Below are 21,036 nucleotides of genomic sequence, written 5' to 3'. Positions count from 1 at the left end.
TTACTTACTTAAGCGTGCACCTTTCGCACTGATCACATGCATATTCATATTCTCGGCATTTGCGGTACCTTCATGGGCGGCCTGGCTGTCCTGGCCAAGGAAGCCGGCCATAAAGTCACTGGTTGCGATGCCAACGTGTATCCGCCGATGAGCACCCAGCTGGAATCGCAGGGAATCGAACTGATCCAGGGCTTTGATCCGGAACAAACCAAGTTGAACCCGGATTTGTATGTGATTGGCAATGTGGTTTCGCGCGGCAACCCGCTGGTGGAAGAAATCCTCAACCGCAGCCTGCCGTATGTATCCGGCCCGCAGTGGATCGGTGAACACATCTTGCGCAACAAGTGGGTACTGGCCGTGGCGGGGACGCATGGCAAGACGACAACCTCGGCCATGCTGGCCTGGATACTCGAAGACGCGGGCTACGCGCCGGGCTTCCTGATCGGCGGGGTGCCGATGAACTTTGGCATTTCCGCCCGCCTCAGCGGCAAAATCGACGGCAAGAGCGCGGACTCGGACTTCTTCGTCATCGAAGCCGATGAATACGACACGGCCTTCTTCGACAAGCGCAGCAAGTTCGTGCATTACCACGCGAAGACGGCCGTCATGAATAACCTGGAATATGATCACGCCGACATCTTCCCCGATCTGCACGCGATCGAGACGCAATTCCATCACCTGGTGCGCACCGTGCCCGGCATTGGCCGCCTCGTGTTCAACGGCGACGAAGCGTCGCTGCAGCGCGTGCTGGCGCGCGGTTGCTGGAGTGAAAAGGAAAGTTTTGGTCAAGATGCTAACTGGCAACTGCAAGAGCAGGCCGATGGCAGCTTCGACGTGTATTTCAATGGCCAGCAGGAAGGCCATGTGGCGTGGGCGCTCACGGGCAAGCACAACCGCAGCAATGCGCTGGCGGCCATCGCCGCCGCGCGGCACGTGGGCGTGCCGATTGCCCAGGCCTGCGCTTCGCTGGCCAGCTTCGAGAGCGTCAAGCGGCGCATGGAAGTGCGTGGCGTGGTCAACGGCATTACCGTGTACGACGATTTCGCGCACCACCCGACGGCCATTGCCACTACCGTGGGCGGGCTGCGCCAGAAGATAGGCAACACTGGCCGTATCCTGGCCGTGCTGGAACCGCGTTCGAACACCATGAAGCTGGGCGCCATGAAAGATGCGCTGCCGGGCAGCCTCAAGGATGCCGACCTGGTCTTCGGTTTCGGCAGCCATGCCGCGCTGGGCTGGAGCTTGGGCGACGCGCTGGCGCCGCTGGGCAAGATTGCCAGCGCCTACGAAGACATCGATACCCTGGTGGCCGCCGTGGCAGCCAGCGCCCGTCCCGGCGACCAGATCGTGGTCATGAGCAACGGCGGCTTTGGCGGCGTGCACCAGAAGTTGCTGGAGGCGCTGGGCCGATGATTCTGTACCTGCATGGATTTCGCTCGTCGCCCCTGTCGATGAAGTCGCGCCTGCTGGCCGCGCAGATGCAGGCGCTGGGCCGCGAGGCCGAATGGCTGTGCCCGCAATTGCCGGCCTCGCCCAAGCTGGCCATCGAACTGGCCCTGTCGCTGGTCAAGGATGTGGCGCCGGCCGACCTGACGATCATCGGCTCCTCGCTGGGCGGCTATTACGCTACCTGGCTGGCGGAGCAGCTCGGTTGCCGCGCCGTGCTGCTGAACCCTGCCATCGTGCCCCTGATCGACCTGGAACAGCATGTGGGCGTGACGACCGAGTTTCATTCGGACAAGCCATTCGAGTTCAAGCGCGAATACATCGACGAGCTGCGAACCTTTGCCGTAGAGAAAATTACCGAGCCGCAACGCTATTTCCTGATTGCCGCCACGGGCGATGAAGTGCTCGACTACCGCGACATGGTGGCGCATTATCAGGGGGCGCAGCAGTGCGTCATCGATGGCAGCGACCATGGCATCAGCGAATTTGCCGCATACCTGGCGCCCGTGCTGGCATTTTGCGGCATCGACGCGGACGCGGCCAAGTGAGGCCGGGATCGCTGCGGCAGGCGCAATGGCATGCGCACGTGAACGCCGTCAATGCGCCGCCGGCCTTGCGCCACTGGCTGACGGGCGGCGGGTCGCTGACGGCCAAGCTGAAAGCGCACAGCAGCGCGTTTCGCGTGCAATGTTTGCATCAGGAAACGGCACGCTGCTTGAGCGACGAGGCCGCCATCATTGGTTTGCACCGTGCGGGACGGGTATGGGAACGCGAAGTGCTGTTGCGTTGTGATAACAAACCGGCCGTGTTTGGCCATACCGTCGTGCCGATGCAGGCGACGGCCACGGACTGGCCCTTGTTTTCCGCGCTGGGCGAGCGCTCGCTGGGCACGACCTTGTTTGGCGACCGCATGGTGTGGCGCGGCGAACTGGAATTTGCCCGCTTGCGCGCCGGCCACCCGCTGGTGCAGCGGGCGCAGGCGGCGCTGGCATTGGAAGGGCAGCGCGCCGGCGAGCAGGCGCTGTTTTTTGCCCGCCGCTGCCTGTACCAGCGTCACCAGGGATTGCTGCTGGTAACTGAAGTATTTTTGCCGGCGGTGCTGGAGTTGACGTCCGTCACTCGCACCGTTGCAACCGACACATTAATAAACAAAGCATAACAATGAATCTATTTTTTGAAGAATCCGGCGATTTCAAGGTCGGCACGGTCCTGTCGCAAGCGGGTGAAGCGTACCAGGTCGAAATGGCCAGCGGCAAGCGCACCAAGGTCAAGGTCAAGGATGTGCTGCTGCAGTATGAAAAGCCATCCCCTGCCGAGCTGCTGGAGCAAGCCAAGGCCGTTGCTGCCGAGATCGACCTCGATTTCCTGTGGGAAGTGGCAGGCGAAGACGAGTTCGGCTTTGCCGAGCTGGGCGCCGAATATTTCGGCCACGCACCGTTGCCGCCGGAAGCGGCCGGCCTGATCCTGGCCCTGCATTCGGCGCCCGTGTATTTCTACAAGAAAGGCCGTGGCCGCTACAAGGCGGCGCCGGAAGCGTCGCTGAAGGCGGCATTGGCCGGTATCGAAAAGAAAAAGCAGCAGGCGCTGGTGCAAGCCGCCTATGTGGAAGAGCTGAAACAGAACCGCTTGCCTGCCTCGATGCAGCCCATGGTGCTGCAGCTGCTGTTCAAGCCGGACAAGAACACCATCGAATACAAGGCGCTGGAAGCGGCGTGCACGGAATTGCACACGACGCCGCCGCGTTTGATGCTGGCTGTCGGCGGTATTGCTTCACCGAAAGATTTGCACCTGTCGAAATTCCTCTTCGAAAACTTCCCGAAAGGCGCCGGCTTCCCGAGCGTGCCCGTGCCGTCCGTGACGGCCAAGCTGCCGCTGGCCGATGTGGCCGCCTTCTCGATCGACGACGTGACCACGACCGAGATCGACGATGCCTTCTCCGTGCAGCCGCTGCCCGATGGCACCGTGAAAGTGGGTATACACATCGCCGCGCCGGGCCTGGGCATCCGCCCGGAAGACGTGATCGACAAGATGGCGCGCCAGCGCATGTCGACCGTCTACATGCCGGGCGACAAGATCACCATGCTGCCGGACGAAATCGTGAATGCTTTCACGCTCGCGGAAGGCACGACGTGCCCGGCCCTGTCGCTGTACGCCACGCTGGACCCGAAAGCGGACTGGGCCGTGGTCAGCACGCAGACGCGCGCCGAGCTGGTGCCGATTGCCAGCAACTTGCGCCATAACCAGCTCGATGACCTGGTCAACGAGGAAACCCTGGCCAGCGGCGAAGGCGAGTACCCGCACAAGGCCGATTTTGCCGTGCTGTGGCAATGGGCGCAGCAGCTGGAGCAGGGCCGCATGAAGAAGCGCGAAGCGTTCGGCTTGAAGCCGGAACAGAATAACCGCGTCGATTTCAATTTCTATGTGGAAAACGACATCGTCACCGTGGCGCGCCGCAAGCGTGGCGCGCCGCTCGACAAGATCGTCGCGGAACTGATGATTTTTGCCAACAGTACCTGGGGCAAGATGCTGCACGACCATGGCGTGCCGGGCATCTATCGCAGCCAGGGCGGTGGCAGTGGCAATAGCTGGGCGGCAAAGATGCAGGTGCGCATGGTCACCCATGCGGCGCCGCACCAGGGCCTGGGCGTCGATCAATACGCGTGGAGCACCTCGCCGTTGCGCCGCTATACGGATCTGGTGAACCAGTGGCAAATCATCGCCTGCGCCGAGCATGGCGTGACGGCGCCGCTGGTGGCCCCGTTCAAGCCGCGCGATGCGAATCTGTTCGCCATCGTTTCGGCCTTCGACGCCGCGTATGCCGCGTATGGCGATTTCCAGTCGAACATGGAACGCTATTGGTGCTTGCGCTGGCTGCACCAGGAAAACGCGCGCCAGGTCGATGCTGTCGTGCTGAAAGACGAGATCTTGCGCCTGGTCGACATTCCGCTGGTCATCAAGCTGCCGGGCATGCCATCGGTGGCGCGCGGCGCCCAGGTCAAGCTGGACTTGCTGCGCTGGGATGAGGTCGACCTGAGCATCGAAGCGCGCCTGCTGGAAATCGCCGCCGTACCGGATGCGGCGGCCGATGCCGAACTGGATTACGAAGAAGAATCGGGCGACGAAGGCGCCGACGAGGGCGACGTGGCGCCGGAAGCATCGCCGGAAGCGGCGAACCAGGTCAGCGACGCCGATGCGGAAGTGGCGGAACTGGCCAGCGAAGACGTGGTCAGCGAACCCGAGGTCAAGTAAGGCCGTCGTCAGGCCATCAAGGCGGTGCTGAAAACTGTTGCCGGCACCGCCCTTTGACGTAGAATTCAGCCATCTTGTTATGGTGTGTTTGTTGCGAATTGGGTTGCGCGTGAAGTCTTTCCGAGAGAATCGTTTCCTGATGATTGCCGTGGCGGTATCGCTGCTGGCGCACGGCGCCTTGCTGGCGATGCATTTTGTCGCCCCGGCCCCGCAGCGGGCCGTGGCGACCGATCCCGGCCTGGAAGTGATCCTGGTCAACGCCAAGCATGCGAACAAGCCGCTGAAGGCCGATGCCCTGGCGCAAGCCAATCTCGACGGTGGCGGACAAGCCGACAAGGGCCGCGCCAAGTCGCCCTTGCCCGACATGCGCCAGGTGGAAGAGGGCGACAGCGTCAAGGCCAGCGCCCGGCGCATTGCCGAACTCGAGCAGAAGCAGCAGGAGCTGCTGACGCAGGCGGCCAGGCCGACGCCCTACAGCGCCGCGCCCGTTACGGAAAAAGACAAGCCCAATCCGCTCGCATCCGGTTCGGACTTGATGGAAAGCAGCAAGGCCATCGCGCGCATGGCGGCCGAGATCAGCCAGACCGTGGAAGACCAGAACAAGCGTCCGCGCAAGACTTTCATTACGCCCAGCACGCAGGAAGTCGGCTACGCCATGTATTACAAGACCCTGCAAAAGCGCATCGAGGAAATCGGCACCCTGAATTTCCCGCAAAAGAATGGCCGCAAGATGTATGGCGAACTGGTTGTCTACATCCCCATCTTCCAGGATGGCACGATTTACCAGAAGGAAGGCGGCGCCCGCGTGGAGAAAAGCTCGGGCAACCCCGCGCTCGATGCGGCGGCTCTGGCCATCGTGCGTCGCGCGGCACCGTATGGGCGTTTCCCACCGAACATGTTGTCAAGTGATAAGGATGACCTGTGGGTCGTCATTACCCGCTTCAAATTTACGCGCGAAGAAAAAATGGAAGCTAACCTGACTGGCGGCAGCAATTGAACAAGCAAGAAATGAATCCCGATCAATATTGTGTCTTCGGCAATCCCATCGCCCACAGCAAGTCCCCCCTGATCCACGCCGCGTTTGCCCTGCAGACGGGCGAGCCCATCGTCTACGATCGCCGCCTGGCGCCGCTCGATGGCTTTGCCCTGGCGGCCCGTACGTTTGCCGCCGAGGGCGGCAAGGGCGCGAACGTGACGGTGCCCTTCAAACTGGACGCGTGCGCGCTGGCCACCGTCCTGACGCCGCGCGCGCAAGCGGCCGGCGCCGTCAATACCCTGCGTTTCGATGGCGATACCATTCTTGGCGACAATACCGATGGCGCGGGCCTGGTGGCGGACATCGTGCGCAACGCGGGCGTGAGTGTCTCCGGCAAGCGCGTCCTGCTGCTGGGCGCGGGCGGCGCGGCGCGCGGCGTCGTGCTGCCCTTGCTGGAACAGGGGCCGCAGGAAATCTACATTGCCAACCGCACCGTGGCCACGGCCGAGGCGCTGGTGGCGCAGTTTGCCGATGCGCTGGCGCACCCCGGTCAGTTGCGCGCCGGCGGCTACACGCAGCCCGATGGCGTCTTTGATATCGTCATCAATGCCACCTCGGCCAGCCTGGCGGGCGACTTGCCGCCCGTGCCGCCGGGAATCTTCGGCGATCACACGCTGGCGCTGGACATGATGTATGGCGCCCAGCCCACCGTCTTCATGGACTTTGCCGCGCAGCATGGCGCGCAGGTGCGCGACGGCCTAGGCATGCTGGTGGAGCAGGCGGCTGAAGCGTTTTACGTGTGGCGCGGCGTGCGGCCGCGGACGCAGGATTTGCTGGCGCAATTGCGCAGTGCCCTGTGAGCGCCGGCAAGAAGGGCCAGCGCCGCAGCGGCAGCCGCTACGGCTGGATCAAGTGGCTGTTCATCGTCCCCGTGCTGGCTTTTATCGTCGTGCAGCTGTATTTCTTCCTGCAAATCTGGTGGTGGGTCGACCACAATCCGTCCAGCACGGCTTTCATGCGCGAACAGTTGTCTGTCTTGCAGGACAAGAATCCCAACGCCACGATCAAGCAGACGTGGGTACCGTACAACCGCATCTCGAACAACCTGAAACGGGCCATCATCGCTTCGGAAGACGCGAATTTTTCCGAGCATGAAGGCGTGGACTGGGAAGCCTTGCAAAAGGCATATGAAAAAAACAGCAAGAAGCAGAAGGTCGTGGCGGGCGGTTCCACCATCACGCAGCAGCTGGCGAAGAATCTGTTCCTGTCCGGCTCGCGCAGCTATGTGCGCAAGGGGCAGGAACTGATCATCACGTATATGCTGGAAAGCCTGATGGAAAAGCAGCGCATTTTCGAGATTTATTTGAACGTGGTGGAATTTGGCACGGGCATCTTCGGCGCCGAGGCGGCCGGGCGCCACTATTACCGGGTCAGCGCGGCGGGCCTGAGCGCCGGGCAGGCGGCAAAACTGGCCGTGATGCTGCCGAACCCCCGCTTTTATGACCGTCACCGCGATACGGGCTACCTGAACCGGCGTACGGGCGTGATCCTGCGCCGCATGGGAGCGGCGGAATTGCCTTGATGGCAGCCGGCTTTCTTTGTATAAAGTTAAAGCTGCCTGATTGGCACTATTGCGGCGCAGCATCTTAATCGGCCCGGTTGGTGCAACGCCGCACTTTTTCCGTGAAAAAGCGGTGCCGGGGGTGGTCGTGAAAAGGCCTTTGCGGGTACACTTGCGCTGTTTTCATTTTTGGCGCCAGCGCCAGCACATCACGATAACCCAACATCCGGCTGAGAGCGCGCATGATCAATGTCTTTGTATTACAGAATGGCCGGCTCAACCAGGTGCCGATCGACAGCCGCGCAGACCTCGAAAATGCCGAACCGGTGTGGGTCGACCTGACCGACCCTACCGATGACGAACGGGCCTGGGTCAAGGCCATCTACAACGTCACTCTGCCGGGCGAAGACGAAGTCAAGGATATTGAAGCGTCGGCCCGCTATTACGAAGCGGAAAACGGCGACTTGCACCTGCGCACAGATTTCCTGCGCGAAGAGGACGATGGTCCCTCGCGCGTCATCACGGTCGCCTTCATCCTGGCCCGCAAGATCCTGTTTTCCATGCATACGGACGACTTGCCCGTGTTCCGCCTGGTGCGCATGCGCGCCCGTTCGCGGCCCGGCTCGATTGCCGACTACATGGACGTGCTGCTCGACCTGTACGCCACCGATGCCGAATATTCGGCCGACGTGCTCGAAGGCATCTACCAGAACCTGGAAGAAGTCAGCACGCGCGTGCTGCAAAAGGAATTTACCGATGCGCACGCGGCCGAAGCGCTGAATGCGATTGCCCACGAGGAAGATTTGAATGGCCGTATCCGCCGCAACATGATGGATACGCGTCGCGCCGTGAGTTTCCTGATGCGCGGCCGCTTGCTCAATTCCGAGCAGTTCGAGGAAGCGCGGCAGATTTTGCGCGACATCGAATCGCTGGACGGCCATACCTCGTTCCTGTTTGACAAGATCAACTTCCTGATGGATGCCACCGTCGGTTTCATCAACATCAACCAGAACAAGATCATCAAGATCTTCTCGGTGGCAAGCGTGGCCTTCCTGCCGCCGACCCTGATCGCCAGCGTATACGGCATGAACTTCAAGCTGATGCCGGAACTGGAATGGTCGTTCGGCTATCCGTGGGCCTGGGGCTTGATGATTACCAGCGCCATCGCGCCGTTCCTGTACTTCCGCCACCGCGGCTGGCTGAAGTAAACCGCATCGCCGGGGCGCTTTCCGCGTCCCGGTTTCAAGACGAACGCAGCGAATTCAAAAATCAGCGATAATCACTGGTATTGCGTGGTATTGAATTGGTATTTGCGCGTCGACGCCTGCCTGGCGCCCGATTCTTTCCCCCGTTGGCTGCCTTTTGCAGAAAAGTATCGTCATTCAGACGTTTTCTGCGTGGTAGCGTCCGCCTGTTCCACCTATGATCGTTGCGATGCCTGCCTTGGCCGGCTGGCCGCCGCATTTCCCGTCACCGTTGCCTTCTGGAGAGTCCATGCCTGATACCGCCACCACCCCACTGCGCTATACCCATTTGATCAGCGACTGCGATGGCGTGCTGATCGACAGCGAAGCCGTGGCCCTGCAAGCGCTGCTGGAATTGCTGGGACCGCGCCTGCAGAACCTGCCCGAGGGCGTCACCCTGCAAGGCTTGATCGAGCCGCGCCTGGGCCAGCGCCTGGTGCCGCTGATGCAGGATATCTACAAGGAACTGGGCTTGCCGCAATTGCCGGCCGACGAGATCATGGCCATCGGCAACGCCGTCGATGCGGCCTGCGACGCGCAGCTGCGCGCCGTGCCTGGCGTGGCGCAGGCGCTGGCAGCCATTCCCCTGCCCAAGGCCGTCGCCTCGAACAGCGTCAGCGCGCGCGTGCTGTCGGCGCTCGAGCGGACCAGCATGGCGCCGCTGTTCGACAAGCGCGTCTTTACGCCGGACCTGGTGGGTCACGCCAAGCCGCATCCGGGCGTCTACCTGGCGGCAGCTGCCGCCTTCGGCGTGCCGCCAGGCCAGTGCCTGGTGCTGGAAGACAGCGTCACGGGCGTGACGGCGGCCGTGGCGGCGGGCATGACGGTGCTGGGGTTTATCGGCGGCGGGCATATCGCCGCTGGCCAGGAAGCGCGCCTGAAGGCGGCCGGCGCGCATGTCGTGTTCAGCGACATGGCCACGCTGCCGGCGCTGGTGGCCGCGGTGATGGACACTGCGGCCGTGTAAAACGCTTATGCCAGTTTGGCAAAGACCTTGCGCGCGGCGGCGATGGTGGCGTCGATGACGGCGTCATCGTGCTGTGCCGAGACGAAGCCTGCCTCGAAGGCGGCGGGCGCGAAGTATACGCCTTCGTCCAGCATGGCGTGGAAGAAGGCGTTGAACTTGCTGCGGTCGCCCGCCATCATTTCCGCGTAGCTGGTCGGCGGGGTGGCGCTGAAATAGATGCCGAACATGCCGCCGATGTAGTCGGCGCAGAAGACCACGCCCGCTTCCTGCGCGGCGGCGGTCAGGCCTTCGGCCAGGCGCTTGGCCGTGGCGCCCAGCTGCTCGTAGAAGCCAGGTCGCTGGATCAGTTTCAAGGTGGCCATGCCGGCCGCCACGGCGACCGGGTTGCCGGACAGGGTACCGGCCTGATAGACGGCGCCCAGCGGCGCCATGTTGTGCATCAGCGCCGCGCTGCCGCCGAAGGCCGCCACCGGCATGCCGCCGCCGATCACCTTGCCCAGCGCCGTGAGATCGGGTTTGATGCCGTACAGCGCCTGCGCGCCGCCCAGGGCCACGCGCAAGCCGCACATGACTTCATCGAAAATGAGCAGGGCGCCGTGCTGCGTGCACAGTTCGCGCATCGCCTGCAGGAATTCCGGCGTGGCTTTCACCAGATTCATGTTGCCGGCCACCGGTTCGACGATGACGCAGGCGATTTCCGCGCCGAAGCTGTCGAAGGCGTCTTTCAGCTGTTCCACGTTGTTATAGTCGAGCACCAGGGTGTGCTTGACGAAATCTTCCGGCACGCCGGCCGACGTCGGGTTGCCGAAGGTGAGCAGGCCGCTGCCAGCCTTCACCAGCAGCGAGTCGGCGTGGCCGTGGTAGCAGCCTTCGAACTTGACGATCTTGTCGCGTCCCGTGGCGCCGCGCGCCAGGCGCAGGGCGCTCATGGTCGCTTCCGTGCCCGACGATACCAGGCGTACCTGTTCGATCGACGGCACCAGGCGCGTGATTTCCTCGGCCATCAGCACTTCGCCTTCCGTCGGCGCGCCGAACGACAGGCCCAGCGCGGCAGCATCCTGCACCGCCTTCACCACTTCCGGATGGGCGTGGCCGACGATGGCCGGGCCCCACGAACCGATGTAGTCGATATAGCGCTTGCCGTCCGCGTCCCAGAAGTACGGGCCTTCGGCGCGCGTGATGAAGCGCGGCGTGCCGCCGACCGAGCGGAAGGCGCGCACGGGCGAATTGACGCCGCCTGGCGTGGTTTTTTGTGCGCGGGCAAACAGGATGTCGTTTTGTGAAGTCGTCGTCATGATAATCGTGCCTTGAAAGTGGATCGTTGTCTGTGTCGTCTGTACTTATTGGGCGCCGCGCTGGCGCTGCTGCCGGAACAGGCGGTTCGGCACCAGCTTGCCCATGCCGTGGCGCTGCGCGTGGGCCAGGGCGCCGGCCGTGAATTCCTGCGCCGCCACGACCACCTGCGGCACATCGTCTTCATCGTTCGCCAGGGCCAGCAGGGCGGTGGCGGCGGCAGACAGGGTGCTGCCGGCGCCGTTGAAGATGCCGGGCAGGTGCTGCCATTCGTCGTGGCGCACCACGCCGTCTTCGCCGAACAGGGTGTTGGCGCGCAGCTTGCCTTCGGCCGTGCCGGACTTGCTGGCGTCGGCCGGCATGCCGGTGACGAGCACGTATTCGCAGCCCAGGGCCACCAGGTAGTCGACGTCGTTTTGCAGGGTGTCGTCCGGATCGGCGTCGCGCCAGGTCTCGGCCAGGCGCTCCAGTTCCACCGGCGAGAGCACCAGCAGGGTCGTTTGCGGGATCAGGAGCTGGCGCACGGCCGTCAGGATGTCTTCATCGTCCATGCCCTGTTCCGGCAGCGCCGAAATGAAGGGATCGAGGATCAGCGGCACGTTCGGATAGTCGGAGACGATTTCGGCGATGGCCGTGACGTTTTCCACGCTGCCCAGTGCGCCGATCTTGATGGCCGAGACGGACATGTCTTCCAGCAGCACGCGCGCCTGGTCGGAAACCCAGTCCGGGTCGACCGCCTGCACGTCTTCCACGCGCGCCGTATCGCTGATCAACAGGCCCGTGGTGACCGACAGACCATGGCAGCCGAAGGCTGAAAACGTGGCCAGGTCGGCCTGGATGCCGATCGCACCGACCGGATCGGACACGCCGAAGCTTAATATGAGGGGAGAAGTTTGGTTTTGCACGGCGGGTAGATTAAGATACCTAATTCAGCATTTTACTTGATTGAAGGGTGGCAGAACGTGAGTAGCAACGAAACAACGCAGCAATTCCAAACGTGGATGTGTCTTATTTGCGGCTGGGTTTATGATGAAGCGGCCGGCATGCCCGACGAAGACATCGCTCCGGGCACGCGTTGGGCCGATGTTCCGATGAACTGGACCTGTCCTGAATGCGGTGCGCGCAAGGATGATTTCGAGATGGTGGCGCTGTAATCAATCGAGATTCATGGGATGCCGCTGCCGCACGCAGGTATTGCGGCTGCCTGTGCTATGGTATGAAAGATTGTCGAATAATCACATGACGCGTCCCTTTTTGCCCGAGGCGCCGCCCGATGCCGTGTGCGCCAGCGCCACGATACTCGTCATCGACGACAGCGCGACGATACGCAGCGCGGCCGCGAAGATCCTGGGCGAGGCCGGTTATCGCGTGGTGGTGGCGGAAAACGGCTTCGATGCCCTGGCCAAGATCGCCGACTGCCGGCCGGCGCTGATCGTGTGCGACATTGTGATGCCGCGCCTGGACGGCTACCGTACCTGCGCGCTGATCAAGGCCAGTGCGGCCTTCCACGCCACGCCGGTGCTGATGCTGTCGTCGAAGGAAGGCTTGTTCGACCGCGCGCGCGGGGCCATGGCGGGCGCCAGCGCCTGCCTGGCCAAGCCGCTGGCGCGCGAGGCGTTGCTGGAGGCCGTGCGGTTGCACCTGGCCGGGCATTTTGAATAAGTGTTTTTATTGATTGACAACGCAGCAAGGAAGCAGATGGCCATACACACAATTCTGATCGTCGACGACTCGCCGACAGAACGCTATTACCTGAGCGAGATGCTGGTGCGTGCCGGTTATGCCGTCCTCACGGCGCAGGATGGCGCCGACGCGCTGGCGCAACTCAAGCAGGCCAGGCCCGACCTGATCCTGATGGACGTGGTGATGCCCGGTGCGAATGGCTTCCAGATCACGCGCGCGATTGCGCGCGATCCCGAACTGCAGGACGTGCCGGTGATTATCTGCTCCAGCAAGAGCCAGGAAACGGATCGCATCTGGGGCTTGCGCCAGGGCGCGCGCGATTACCTGGTCAAGCCGGTGGTCGAAGCCGAGCTGCTGGCCAAGATCGCCGCGATTTCCTGAGAATGCACACGATGCCAGGTCACGGCGTGTCCACAGCGGCCCTTTCGCCTGCCGCTGCCATGCCATCTTTCGAGACGGGCGCGCGGCAGGGGCGCTTGCGCCAGTATCAGCTGCAATTGATCGAGCGGATACAGGCCGCGCGCAGCGGCGCACTGGCAGCGCGCAAGGAACTGGGCGTGATGCTCGGTGGCCGGCCGTGCCTGCTCGACCTGACGCAGCTGGGCGAAATCGTCATTGCTTCCGGCGTGCAGATCCAGGGCGTGCCGCTGGCGCAGGACTGGTACCTGGGCCTGGCGGCCATGCGCGGACGCCTGACGGCGGTCGTCGACCTGGCCCGCTACATGGGCGAGCCGGCTTGCGTGTCGGGCAATCACTGCCGCATCATCACGTTTTCTCCCCGTCTGGGCCTCAATTGCGCATTGCTGGTCGAACGCGTACTGGGCTTGCGCCAGTTGCGCGCGATGCAATCCGTGCGCGTTCACGATGCGGTGCAGGGTGTGCTCCCATCGTGGGCGGCGCAGGCGCTGCGCGACAGCGAAGGGCAGCAGTGGCTGCGCCTGGACCTGGCGCAGCTGGCGCAATCGGAACGCTTCCTCGATGCCGGCTTTGACGGCTACCCCGACCACAAGGATATTTGCTGATGGGCGCCAATTCCCCCATTCTGGCGGCCGGCATGCCCGAAGCGCAGCACGCTGCGGACGCGCCGGCATCGGCGGCAGACCTGCCGCTGCGCCTGCGCGACGCGCTGGGACGGCGCAAGTCGCTGGCCAGCGCGCCGGTCAGCGACTTGAGGCTGCCGCTGATCGGCCATTTTCCGCTGCAAAAGCAGCTGAGCATCCTGTCGACGCTGATGGCCCTGAGCCTGGCCGCCAGCCTGCTGTTCGTGGGGCTGAATACGCGCAGCGGCAATATCGCCTCGGCACAAACGCAGCTGGCCAGCGATGCGCTGATGCATTCGCAGCGCATCGGCAAGGCCGCGCCCAACGCCGTGCAAGGCAATCCGGAAGCCTTCCGCCAGCTCGAGGAAAGCCGCAATGAACTAAACCAGGATTTCCGCCTGATGCTGCGCGGCGGGACGTATCACGGCCGCGATATCGGCGAGTCGCGTGCCGCCCTGCTGGCGGCGGTGGCCGACGCGCGCAAGAAGTGGGCCAGCAGCGACCGCGCGGCCAGCACCATCTTGCGCCTGAAACCGGAACTGGGCGAATTCGACAAGACCTTGCAGCAATTGAATGGGCTGTCGCCGGCGCTGCTGGCGCAGACCGAGGAAATCGCGGCCCTGAAGGTGCAGCGTGGCGGCAATGCGCGCGACCTGGCCGTCATCGGCCGCCTGATGATGCTGAGCCAGCGCATGAGCCGCAGCGCCAGCGAATTCCTGTCGTCGGGCAGCATCAGCTCGGAAACGGCATTTTCGCTGGGACGCGACACGACGTATTTCCGCACCGCCGTGGAAGGCTTGCTCAATGGCAGCGTGTCGCTGCAATTGGCGCCCACGCGCGACGCCGAACTGCGCGACCGCCTGGTGGCGTTGAAGGCCAGTTTCGACACGTACCAGAAGCTGGTGTCGTCGATACTCGACCGGCTCGACAAATTCAGTTCGGCGAAAAGCGCCGAACAGTTGATCTTCAACGAGAACGAAGACCTGCGCCAGCGTTTGACCCTGCTGCAGCAGATGTATCACGTGAACCAGGAAACCCTGGGCATCGCCTTCTGGATGATGGTCGGCGGGGTGTTGCTGACCCTGATCGCGGCGGCCGGCATCGGCCGCGTGCTGCTGCAGGACTCCGTCAACCGCACGCGCGATGCCGAGCGGCGGCGCCAGGAAGCGGAAATCCTGCGGCTCCAGTCGCAGGGAAAAGAGGAAGAGGCGAAGGCCAGGAATGAGCAGAACCAGGCGGCCATCCTGCGCCTGATGAATGAATTGCAGAAGGTCGCCGATGGCGACCTGACGGTGCAGGCGACCGTGTCGGAAGACATTACGGGCGCCATCGCCGATTCCGTCAACTATACGGTGGAGGAATTGCGCGGCCTGGTGGGGAGGGTGACGGCGACGGCCGAACAGGTCAATCGCGCCTCGACGCAGGCGCAAAGCATTTCCAGCAAGCTGTTGATCGCGTCGCAGCAGCAGTCGCGCGAAATCCAGGGCGTCAGCGCCACCGTGGTCAAGATGGCCAATGCGATTACCGACGTGTCGAAGTCGGCCAGCGTCTCGGCCGACGTGGCGCGCCAGTCGGTGGCGGCCGCGCAGCAGGGTTCGACGGCGGTGGAAAACGCCATCAAGGGCATGCATGAAATCCGCGAACAGATCCAGGATACGTCCAAGCGCATCAAGCGCCTGGGCGAATCGTCGCAGGAAATCGGCGAGATCACCGAGCTCATTTCCGACATCACCGAGCAGACCAATGTGCTGGCGCTGAACGCCGCCATCCAGGCCGCATCGGCCGGCGAGGCGGGGCGCGGCTTTTCCGTCGTGGCCGAGGAAGTGCAGCGCCTGGCCGAACGCTCGGCCGCCGCCGCCAAGCAGATCGGCGCGCTGGTGCGCACCATCCAGGCCGATACCCAGGATGCGACGCGGGCGATGGAAACGTCCACGCAGGGCGTGGTCGAGGGCGCGCGGCTGTCGGACGCGGCCGGCGCAGCCTTGAACGACATCAGCCAGGTGTCGAAACACCTGGCTGAACTGATCCAGGGCATTTCGTTCGCCACCGGCACGCAGGCCGGTTCGGCCAGCGGCGTGGCCTTGAATATCCAGCATATCCTGAGCGTGACGGAGCAGACCCAGGATGGCACGCAGCAAACGGCGCAATCGATCCATAAACTGTCGATGCTGGCGCAGGAACTGAAAAATTCGGTGTCGCGCTTCCGCGTCGCCGCCTGAACGCCGCGCCAGTCCAGGCGATTTCCTTACCGAGGCATGCATGAGCACACCTGATAGTCCACAGCAGTCCAAGCCGTTCGACAGCGAACCTTTGTCGTGGGTGATGGTGGAAATCCGCGAAGCGCTGGGCCGCTCGAAAACGGCCCTGTTCGAGGCGGGTGGCCGCGAGCGCGAGGAACGCGCCACGGCCCTGCAGCATGCACGCTCGCATCTGCACCAGGCGCATGGCGCGCTGGTGATGGTGGACGTGGCCGGCGCCAGCCTGCTGACGGACGGCGCGGAACAGGCGCTGGCGCGCTTTCGCGACGGCAGCCTCGAATACACGCTGGACCATGCGCAAGTCGTCGCCGAACTGTATCAGGCCCTGATCGAATACCTGGAAGATCTGGTGGCCGGCACGCCGCCGCAGCCGACGCGTTTGTTTCCCTACTACCGCGACCTGCAAACCATGCTGGGCGCCGAGCGCAGTCACCCGGCCGACCTGTTCTTTCCGCCGGCATCGATGCTGGAAGGGCATGCCATCGCGCTGGCGCAGGCGCCCCCGGTGGCCGATTATCCGGCCTGGCGCGGACGCTTTGAAAAGTCCCTGTTGCCCTTTCTGAAGGCGCAGGATGACGCGGCGCGGCGCCAGCATGCCAGCGACTTGCACGCCACCCTGACCTTGGTAGCCGACGCGCAGCAGGAAGCGCCGGCGCGCACCTTCTGGTTCGCCATGCAGGCCTTTGCCGGGCTGGCGGCCAGCGGCGAGGGCATGGGCACGCTCAACGTCAAACAGCTGTTCGGCCTGATCAACCTGCAATTGCGCCGCCTGGCGCAGGGCACGGCCAGCCTGCCCGAATCGATGCTGCGCGACGCCCTGTTCTTCATCGCGGCCGCCACCGAGCCGACGCCGGAGGCACGCCAGCTGCGCGCCGCTTTCGCCCTGGAGGGGCAGGTTCCCGCCGACGTGGAAACGCGGCGCTACGGCCAGGTTGACCAGGATGCCTTGCAAGGCGCCCGCACGGCCCTGGCGCAGGCGCGCGCCAGCTGGAGCCGCCTGGCGCAAGCCGACCTCGATCCAGCTTTGGGCACGGATTTCGAAGAGTCGCTGCAACAGGTGGCCGCACATGTGGAGTCCTTGAAGCAGCCGGCCCTGGCCAGCCTGCTGCGCGAATGCGCGGCCGTGGCGCGGCAAGCCGTGGCCAGCGGGCGCAGCGCGGCCCTGGAAAATGAAATCGGCGTGGCGCTGCTGTTTGCCGACACGGGGCTGGAGCAGCTGCGCCGCCTGCCCGACGATTTTGCCGGCAATGCGGAAACCATCGCCGCGCGCCTGCAGGCATTGCTGGCTGGCGAAGCGCCGCCGCCCGTCACGGCGGGCGAGATGTCGCGCCAGATCGAACAGGGCCAGACGGTAGCCGCGCTGGCCGAGGAAATGAAGACGGGTCTGCGCCAGGTGGAAAAGGTGCTCAACGCTTATTACGCGGATACGTTGCGGCCGGCGGGGGCACTCGATGGCGTCGCGCCCGTGCTGGGCCAGTTGCAGCAGCAACTGGCGGGGCTGGGACAGGAAGACGCGCGCGCCGCCGTGCTGCAGGTCGACGCGGCCGTGCGGCAGCTGGCCGGTAGTGGCGCCAAGGCGGAGGCGCATGCGGAGGCGCTCGACGAGATCGCGCAAAATGTCAGCGCGCTGGGCTTTTTTGTCGATATGCTGGGCCGCAATGCGCAGGCGGCCAGCGGGCGTTTCCATTTCGATGCTGCCGCCGGCACCTTCCGCGCCCTGCCATTTGAGAAAGTCGCCGCCGCCGGTGCCGTACCGGTGCCCTTGCTCGACCAGACCCTGGCGCCCGCCGCGCCTGCCGGCATGGATGCCGCGCCCGCCGTGACCGATGTCGATGCGGAGATGCTCGATATCTTCCTGGCAGAAGCGCGCGAAGTGCTGGCCTTTATCGACACCACCCTGGCCCTGCCGCGAGAACAGGCCGCCAGCGGCGACCACCTGGCCATGCTGCGCCGCTCGTTCCATACCCTGAAAGGCAGCAGCCGCATGATCGGCCTGGCGCAGTTTGCCGAAGCGGCCGGCGCCATCGAACGCGTCATGAATACCTGGCTGGCCGAGGCGCGCCCCGTCAGCGACGACTTGTTCACCTTGCTGAATTACGGCTGGTACCAGCTCAGCGAATGGGTGGCCGAACTGGAAGGCGGAGCGGGACGCGAGCGCGAGGCCGGCATGCTGCTGATGGCGGCCGAGCGCGTGCGCGAAGGCGGCCCGTTCGAATTGCGCAAGCCGCGCCCGGCCGCGCCCCTGGCCAGCAATGGCAATGTGATCGGACTTCCCCTGGCCACGGCGCCCACGCTGCACGAAGCGCCGGACGATCACCTCAAGCACGTGGGCGAACTGCGCATCAGCCTTCCCTTGTACAACATCTACCTGGCCGAAACGGATGAATTGCTGCGCGTGCTCACGCGCGACTTCGGCGAGTGGCGCCATGAACAGCGTGCCGTCAGCGCGGAGGCGCTGCAAGCCGTGCATACGCTGGCGGGAACCTCGGGCACGGTGGGTTTCCAGTCCCTGCGCGACCTGGCGCACGCGCTTGAAACGGTGATTGAAACGGTGGTGCCGCCGCTGTCCGGCCTGCGCGCCGAACAGCACGACGTGCTGGAACAGGCCACGCAACGCATCGGGCAAATGCTGCAGGCGTTCGCGCTGGGAGATTTGGCGCCAACGCAGCCGGACATGATCGAAGCGCTCAACACCCTGTGGCGCGCCCTGACGGCGCCGCCCGGCGAAAGCAAGGAAGACCGGCTCGACGCCCTGTTTGCGGACGCCTACGCCAGCATCGTCGGCGCGCCGGCGCAGCCCGCCGAACCGCTTGCCGACGCGCCGGCCGACGCATTGGCCGAGATTCCTGTACCCCAGCTCGAGACCCTGTTCGAAGCGACGTATGCGAGCATCGTCGCCGACGCGCTGCAGCCGGCTGCTGCCGAAGTACCGGCACCGGCGCCGATGCAGGACAGCGGCATCGGCGACGACCTGTTCGACGCCGGCTTCGAGCACGCGCCGCCATTGGAGCACGCGGCACCGGAAGCGCCGGCGCCCGCCATCATGCCGGCCGACGCGGCCGCGCTGCTGGCGGCGAGCGCCGGCATCAGCGATGAACTCGACCTTGATTTATTGTCCGTTTTCCTGGAGGAGGGCGCCGACCTGTTGCCGCAGATCGGCGAGGCGCTGCGCAGCTGGCAGCAGCAGCCGCACGACAGTGGCCAGGCGCAGATGCTGCTGCGCACCCTGCATACGGTCAAGGGCAGCGCCCGCATGGCGGGTGCCATGCGCCTGGGCCAGCATGCGCATGAAATCGAGACGCATATCGAAAACATGCTGCATGCGGGTACCGCCACGCCGCAGGCCTTCGAGGAATTGCTGGCCCACTACGACCATGCGCTGCACCTGTTCGAACAGTTGCAGCAGCCCTTGCTGCCCTTGCCGGGCATGGAAGACACGCCGGCCGCCGAACCGAAGGCGGCCCTGGTGCGCGTGCGCGCCGATATCCTCGACCGCCTGGTGAACCAGGCTGGCGAAGTGTCGATCACGCGCTCCAAGATGGAGAATGAAGTCGGCGTGCTGGGCGCTTCGCTGGCCGAGTTTTCCGACAACCTGGCGCGCTTGCGGCGCCAGCTGCGCGAAGTGGAAATGCAGGCCGAATCGCAGATCGCCTCGCGCATGGCCGTCGGCAGCGAGCGCGATTTCGACCCGCTCGAATTCGACCGCTTTACGCGCTTGCAGGAACTCACGCGCATGATGGCTGAAAGCGTCAACGACGTGGCCTCGTTCCACGAAAACCTCAGCCACAGCGTCGATGCGGTAACGGACGACCTGGTGCTGCAGGCGCGGCTGACGCGCGAGCTGCAGCGCGACCTGATGCAGATCCGCATGGTGCCGTTTGCCAGCATCGCCGAACGGCTGTTCCGCGTGGCGCGGCAAAGCGCCAAGGAAGTCGACAAGCGCGTCAACCTCGACATCCGCGGCGGCGGCGTGGAAATCGACCGCAGCGTACTGGAACGCATGGCTGCGCCCTTCGAGCACCTGCTGCGCAACGCCATCGTGCACGGCGTCGAGCCGCGCGACGCGCGCCTGTCCGCGGGCAAGAGCGAAACGGGCGAGCTGCTGGTGCAGGTCAGCCAGCAGGGCAATGAAGTGGCGATCGCCTTTTCCGACGATGGCGCGGGGCTGGACCTGGAACGCATCCGCGCCAAGGCGCACGGCGCCGGTCTGGTGGCGACGGATGCGCCATTGACCGACGCGCAGGCGGCCGAACTGATTTTCACGCCCGGCTTTTCCACCGCCGACAGCCTGACGGAACTGGCCGGGCGCGGTTTTGGCATGGACATCGTGCGATCCGAAGCGCTGGCCCTGGGCGGGCGCGTGGAAACGCTGACGCAGGCGGGCCTGGGCATGCGCTTTACCATCCACCTGCCGCTGACCCTGGCCGTCACGCAAGTGGTGTTGCTGGCGGCCAGCGGCAAGACGTATGCCCTGCCATCGGTGCTGGTGGAGCAGGTGCTGCACCTGAAAGGCGAACAGCTGGAGCAGGTGCGGGCGGCCGGGCGCATCGAGTCGCACGGGCAGTCGCTGGCGCTGCACCACCTGTCGGCCATGCTGGGCGAGACGCCGGCGGCGCAGGCCACGCAGCGCTATGCGCCCGTGCTGTTGCTGAGGAATGGCAATGACAGGCTGGCCTTGCAGGTCGATGACGTGGTGGGCAACCGCGAAGTCGTGGTCAAGCACGTGGGCCCGCAGCTGGCGCGCATGCCGGGCATTGCCGGCGCCACGGTGCTGGGCACGGGCGACATCGTGCTGATCCTCAATCCGGTGGCGCTGGCACAGCATCTGGAGCACCATCCGGAACTGTTGTCGCAGTATGCGCTGGCCAGCAGCGAGCAGCATGCCGTTTCCAGCGCGCTGGCCGTGCCTGCCGTGCGCGTGATGGTGGTCGACGATTCGCTGACGGTGCGCCGCGTGATGCAGCGCCTGTTCGAGCGCGAAGGCTACCAGGTGCTGCTGGCCAAGGATGGCGTCGATGCGCTGGAACAGCTGCATGCGCTGGAGCCGGCTGCCATGCCGGCCCTGCTGCTGGTCGACGTGGAAATGCCGCGCATGGATGGTTTTGATTTGACGCGCAATGTGCGCAGCGACGACAAGACGCGCGCCATCCCCGTCATCATGATTACCTCGCGCAGCGCCGACAAGCACCGCGCGCACGCGTTCGAGCTGGGCGTGAATGCGTATTTCGGCAAGCCGTTCCAGGAAGAGGAATTGCTGGCGGAAGTGCAGCGCCTGCAAACGGAGGCTGGTGCCGAAACACCGCGGCAACCATAACAGGC

General features: G+C 64.4%; 18 protein-coding genes. 15 read left to right on the top strand and 3 right to left on the bottom strand.

The window, feature by feature from the left end; genetic code table 11:
• Window positions 1–36: 36 nt before the first annotated feature.
• The 7 genes from mpl (at window position 37) to mtgA (ending at window position 7,253) form a co-directional block, all read left to right on the top strand.
• Window positions 37–1,413 carry a UDP-N-acetylmuramate:L-alanyl-gamma-D-glutamyl-meso-diaminopimelate ligase gene (mpl, locus tag CSQ91_RS16980; protein ID WP_099389030.1) on the top strand — a complete coding sequence of 459 codons (1,377 nt, stop codon included), beginning with the start codon at window positions 37–39 and terminating at the stop codon, window positions 1,411–1,413.
• On the top strand, window positions 1,410–1,994 hold the full coding sequence (locus CSQ91_RS16975) for a YqiA/YcfP family alpha/beta fold hydrolase (RefSeq protein ID WP_099389029.1): 585 nt from the start codon (window positions 1,410–1,412) through the stop codon (window positions 1,992–1,994). Before mpl ends, CSQ91_RS16975 begins: the two co-directional genes overlap by 4 nt.
• Complete coding sequence (locus CSQ91_RS16970) at window positions 1,991–2,605, top strand: chorismate--pyruvate lyase family protein (RefSeq protein WP_099389028.1); 615 nt, start codon at window positions 1,991–1,993, stop codon at window positions 2,603–2,605. Before CSQ91_RS16975 ends, CSQ91_RS16970 begins: the two co-directional genes overlap by 4 nt.
• A 2-nt stretch (window positions 2,606–2,607) precedes the next feature.
• A complete protein-coding gene (locus CSQ91_RS16965) occupies window positions 2,608–4,695 on the top strand; it encodes a ribonuclease catalytic domain-containing protein (protein WP_034780246.1) in 2,088 nt (695 codons plus the stop codon).
• A 139-nt stretch (window positions 4,696–4,834) separates the two neighbouring features.
• Window positions 4,835–5,692 (top strand): energy transducer TonB family protein, encoded by an 858-nt coding sequence (locus tag CSQ91_RS16960; RefSeq protein ID WP_034780245.1) that lies wholly within the window; start codon window positions 4,835–4,837, stop codon window positions 5,690–5,692.
• 11 nt (window positions 5,693–5,703) lie between these two features.
• A complete protein-coding gene (aroE, locus tag CSQ91_RS16955) occupies window positions 5,704–6,531 on the top strand; it encodes a shikimate dehydrogenase (protein WP_099389296.1) in 828 nt (275 codons plus the stop codon).
• Window positions 6,528–7,253 (top strand): monofunctional biosynthetic peptidoglycan transglycosylase, encoded by a 726-nt coding sequence (mtgA, locus tag CSQ91_RS16950; protein ID WP_099389027.1) that lies wholly within the window; start codon window positions 6,528–6,530, stop codon window positions 7,251–7,253. Before aroE ends, mtgA begins: the two co-directional genes overlap by 4 nt.
• A gap of 64 nt (window positions 7,254–7,317) precedes the next feature.
• Here mtgA and CSQ91_RS28970 read toward each other — a convergent pair whose 3' ends face one another.
• Window positions 7,318–7,476, bottom strand: a complete 159-nt coding sequence (locus tag CSQ91_RS28970; RefSeq protein ID WP_161789554.1) for a hypothetical protein — start codon at window positions 7,474–7,476, stop codon at window positions 7,318–7,320.
• Between CSQ91_RS28970 and corA the strand changes: the two genes are divergently transcribed.
• Entirely contained in the window at window positions 7,475–8,440 is a 966-nt protein-coding gene (gene corA, locus CSQ91_RS16945) for a magnesium/cobalt transporter CorA (protein ID WP_034746658.1), read from the top strand. The two genes, CSQ91_RS28970 and corA, sit on opposite strands and share 2 nt — an antisense overlap.
• A gap of 286 nt (window positions 8,441–8,726) precedes the next feature.
• On the top strand, window positions 8,727–9,443 hold the full coding sequence (locus CSQ91_RS16940; protein ID WP_099389026.1) for an HAD family hydrolase: 717 nt from the start codon (window positions 8,727–8,729) through the stop codon (window positions 9,441–9,443).
• 5 nt (window positions 9,444–9,448) lie between these two features.
• Here CSQ91_RS16940 and hemL read toward each other — a convergent pair whose 3' ends face one another.
• Window positions 9,449–10,738 (bottom strand): glutamate-1-semialdehyde 2,1-aminomutase, encoded by a 1,290-nt coding sequence (gene hemL, locus CSQ91_RS16935; RefSeq protein WP_099389025.1) that lies wholly within the window; start codon window positions 10,736–10,738, stop codon window positions 9,449–9,451.
• 45 nt (window positions 10,739–10,783) lie between these two features.
• Window positions 10,784–11,641: a bifunctional hydroxymethylpyrimidine kinase/phosphomethylpyrimidine kinase gene (gene thiD / locus CSQ91_RS16930; protein ID WP_034780239.1), complete on the bottom strand. Its 858-nt coding sequence runs from the start codon at window positions 11,639–11,641 to the stop codon at window positions 10,784–10,786.
• 96 nt (window positions 11,642–11,737) lie between these two features.
• Here thiD and CSQ91_RS16925 point away from each other — a divergent pair, with 96 nt between their 5' ends.
• The 6 genes from CSQ91_RS16925 (at window position 11,738) to CSQ91_RS16900 (ending at window position 21,031) form a co-directional block, all read left to right on the top strand.
• On the top strand, window positions 11,738–11,890 hold the full coding sequence (locus CSQ91_RS16925; RefSeq protein ID WP_034780237.1) for a rubredoxin: 153 nt from the start codon (window positions 11,738–11,740) through the stop codon (window positions 11,888–11,890).
• Window positions 11,891–11,975: 85 nt separating this feature from the next.
• Window positions 11,976–12,398: a response regulator gene (locus CSQ91_RS16920; RefSeq protein ID WP_070255929.1), complete on the top strand. Its 423-nt coding sequence runs from the start codon at window positions 11,976–11,978 to the stop codon at window positions 12,396–12,398.
• Window positions 12,399–12,434: 36 nt separating this feature from the next.
• Complete coding sequence (locus tag CSQ91_RS16915) at window positions 12,435–12,800, top strand: response regulator (protein WP_034780235.1); 366 nt, start codon at window positions 12,435–12,437, stop codon at window positions 12,798–12,800.
• A gap of 59 nt (window positions 12,801–12,859) precedes the next feature.
• On the top strand, window positions 12,860–13,441 hold the full coding sequence (locus CSQ91_RS16910) for a chemotaxis protein CheW (protein WP_070281860.1): 582 nt from the start codon (window positions 12,860–12,862) through the stop codon (window positions 13,439–13,441).
• Window positions 13,441–15,678, top strand: coding sequence for a methyl-accepting chemotaxis protein (locus tag CSQ91_RS16905; RefSeq protein WP_070281547.1), 2,238 nt, complete (start codon window positions 13,441–13,443; stop codon window positions 15,676–15,678). The genes CSQ91_RS16910 and CSQ91_RS16905 overlap by 1 nt, the downstream gene beginning before the upstream one ends.
• Before the next feature lie 40 nt (window positions 15,679–15,718).
• Window positions 15,719–21,031 (top strand): hybrid sensor histidine kinase/response regulator, encoded by a 5,313-nt coding sequence (locus tag CSQ91_RS16900; RefSeq protein ID WP_099389024.1) that lies wholly within the window; start codon window positions 15,719–15,721, stop codon window positions 21,029–21,031.
• Window positions 21,032–21,036: the final 5 nt, after the last annotated feature.

Origin of the sequence: Janthinobacterium sp. BJB301 (assembly GCF_002735685.1) — a bacterium.
Classification (GTDB): Bacteria; Pseudomonadota; Gammaproteobacteria; order Burkholderiales; family Burkholderiaceae_D; genus Janthinobacterium; species Janthinobacterium lividum.
This window is presented reverse-complemented; position numbering and strand designations above follow the sequence as displayed.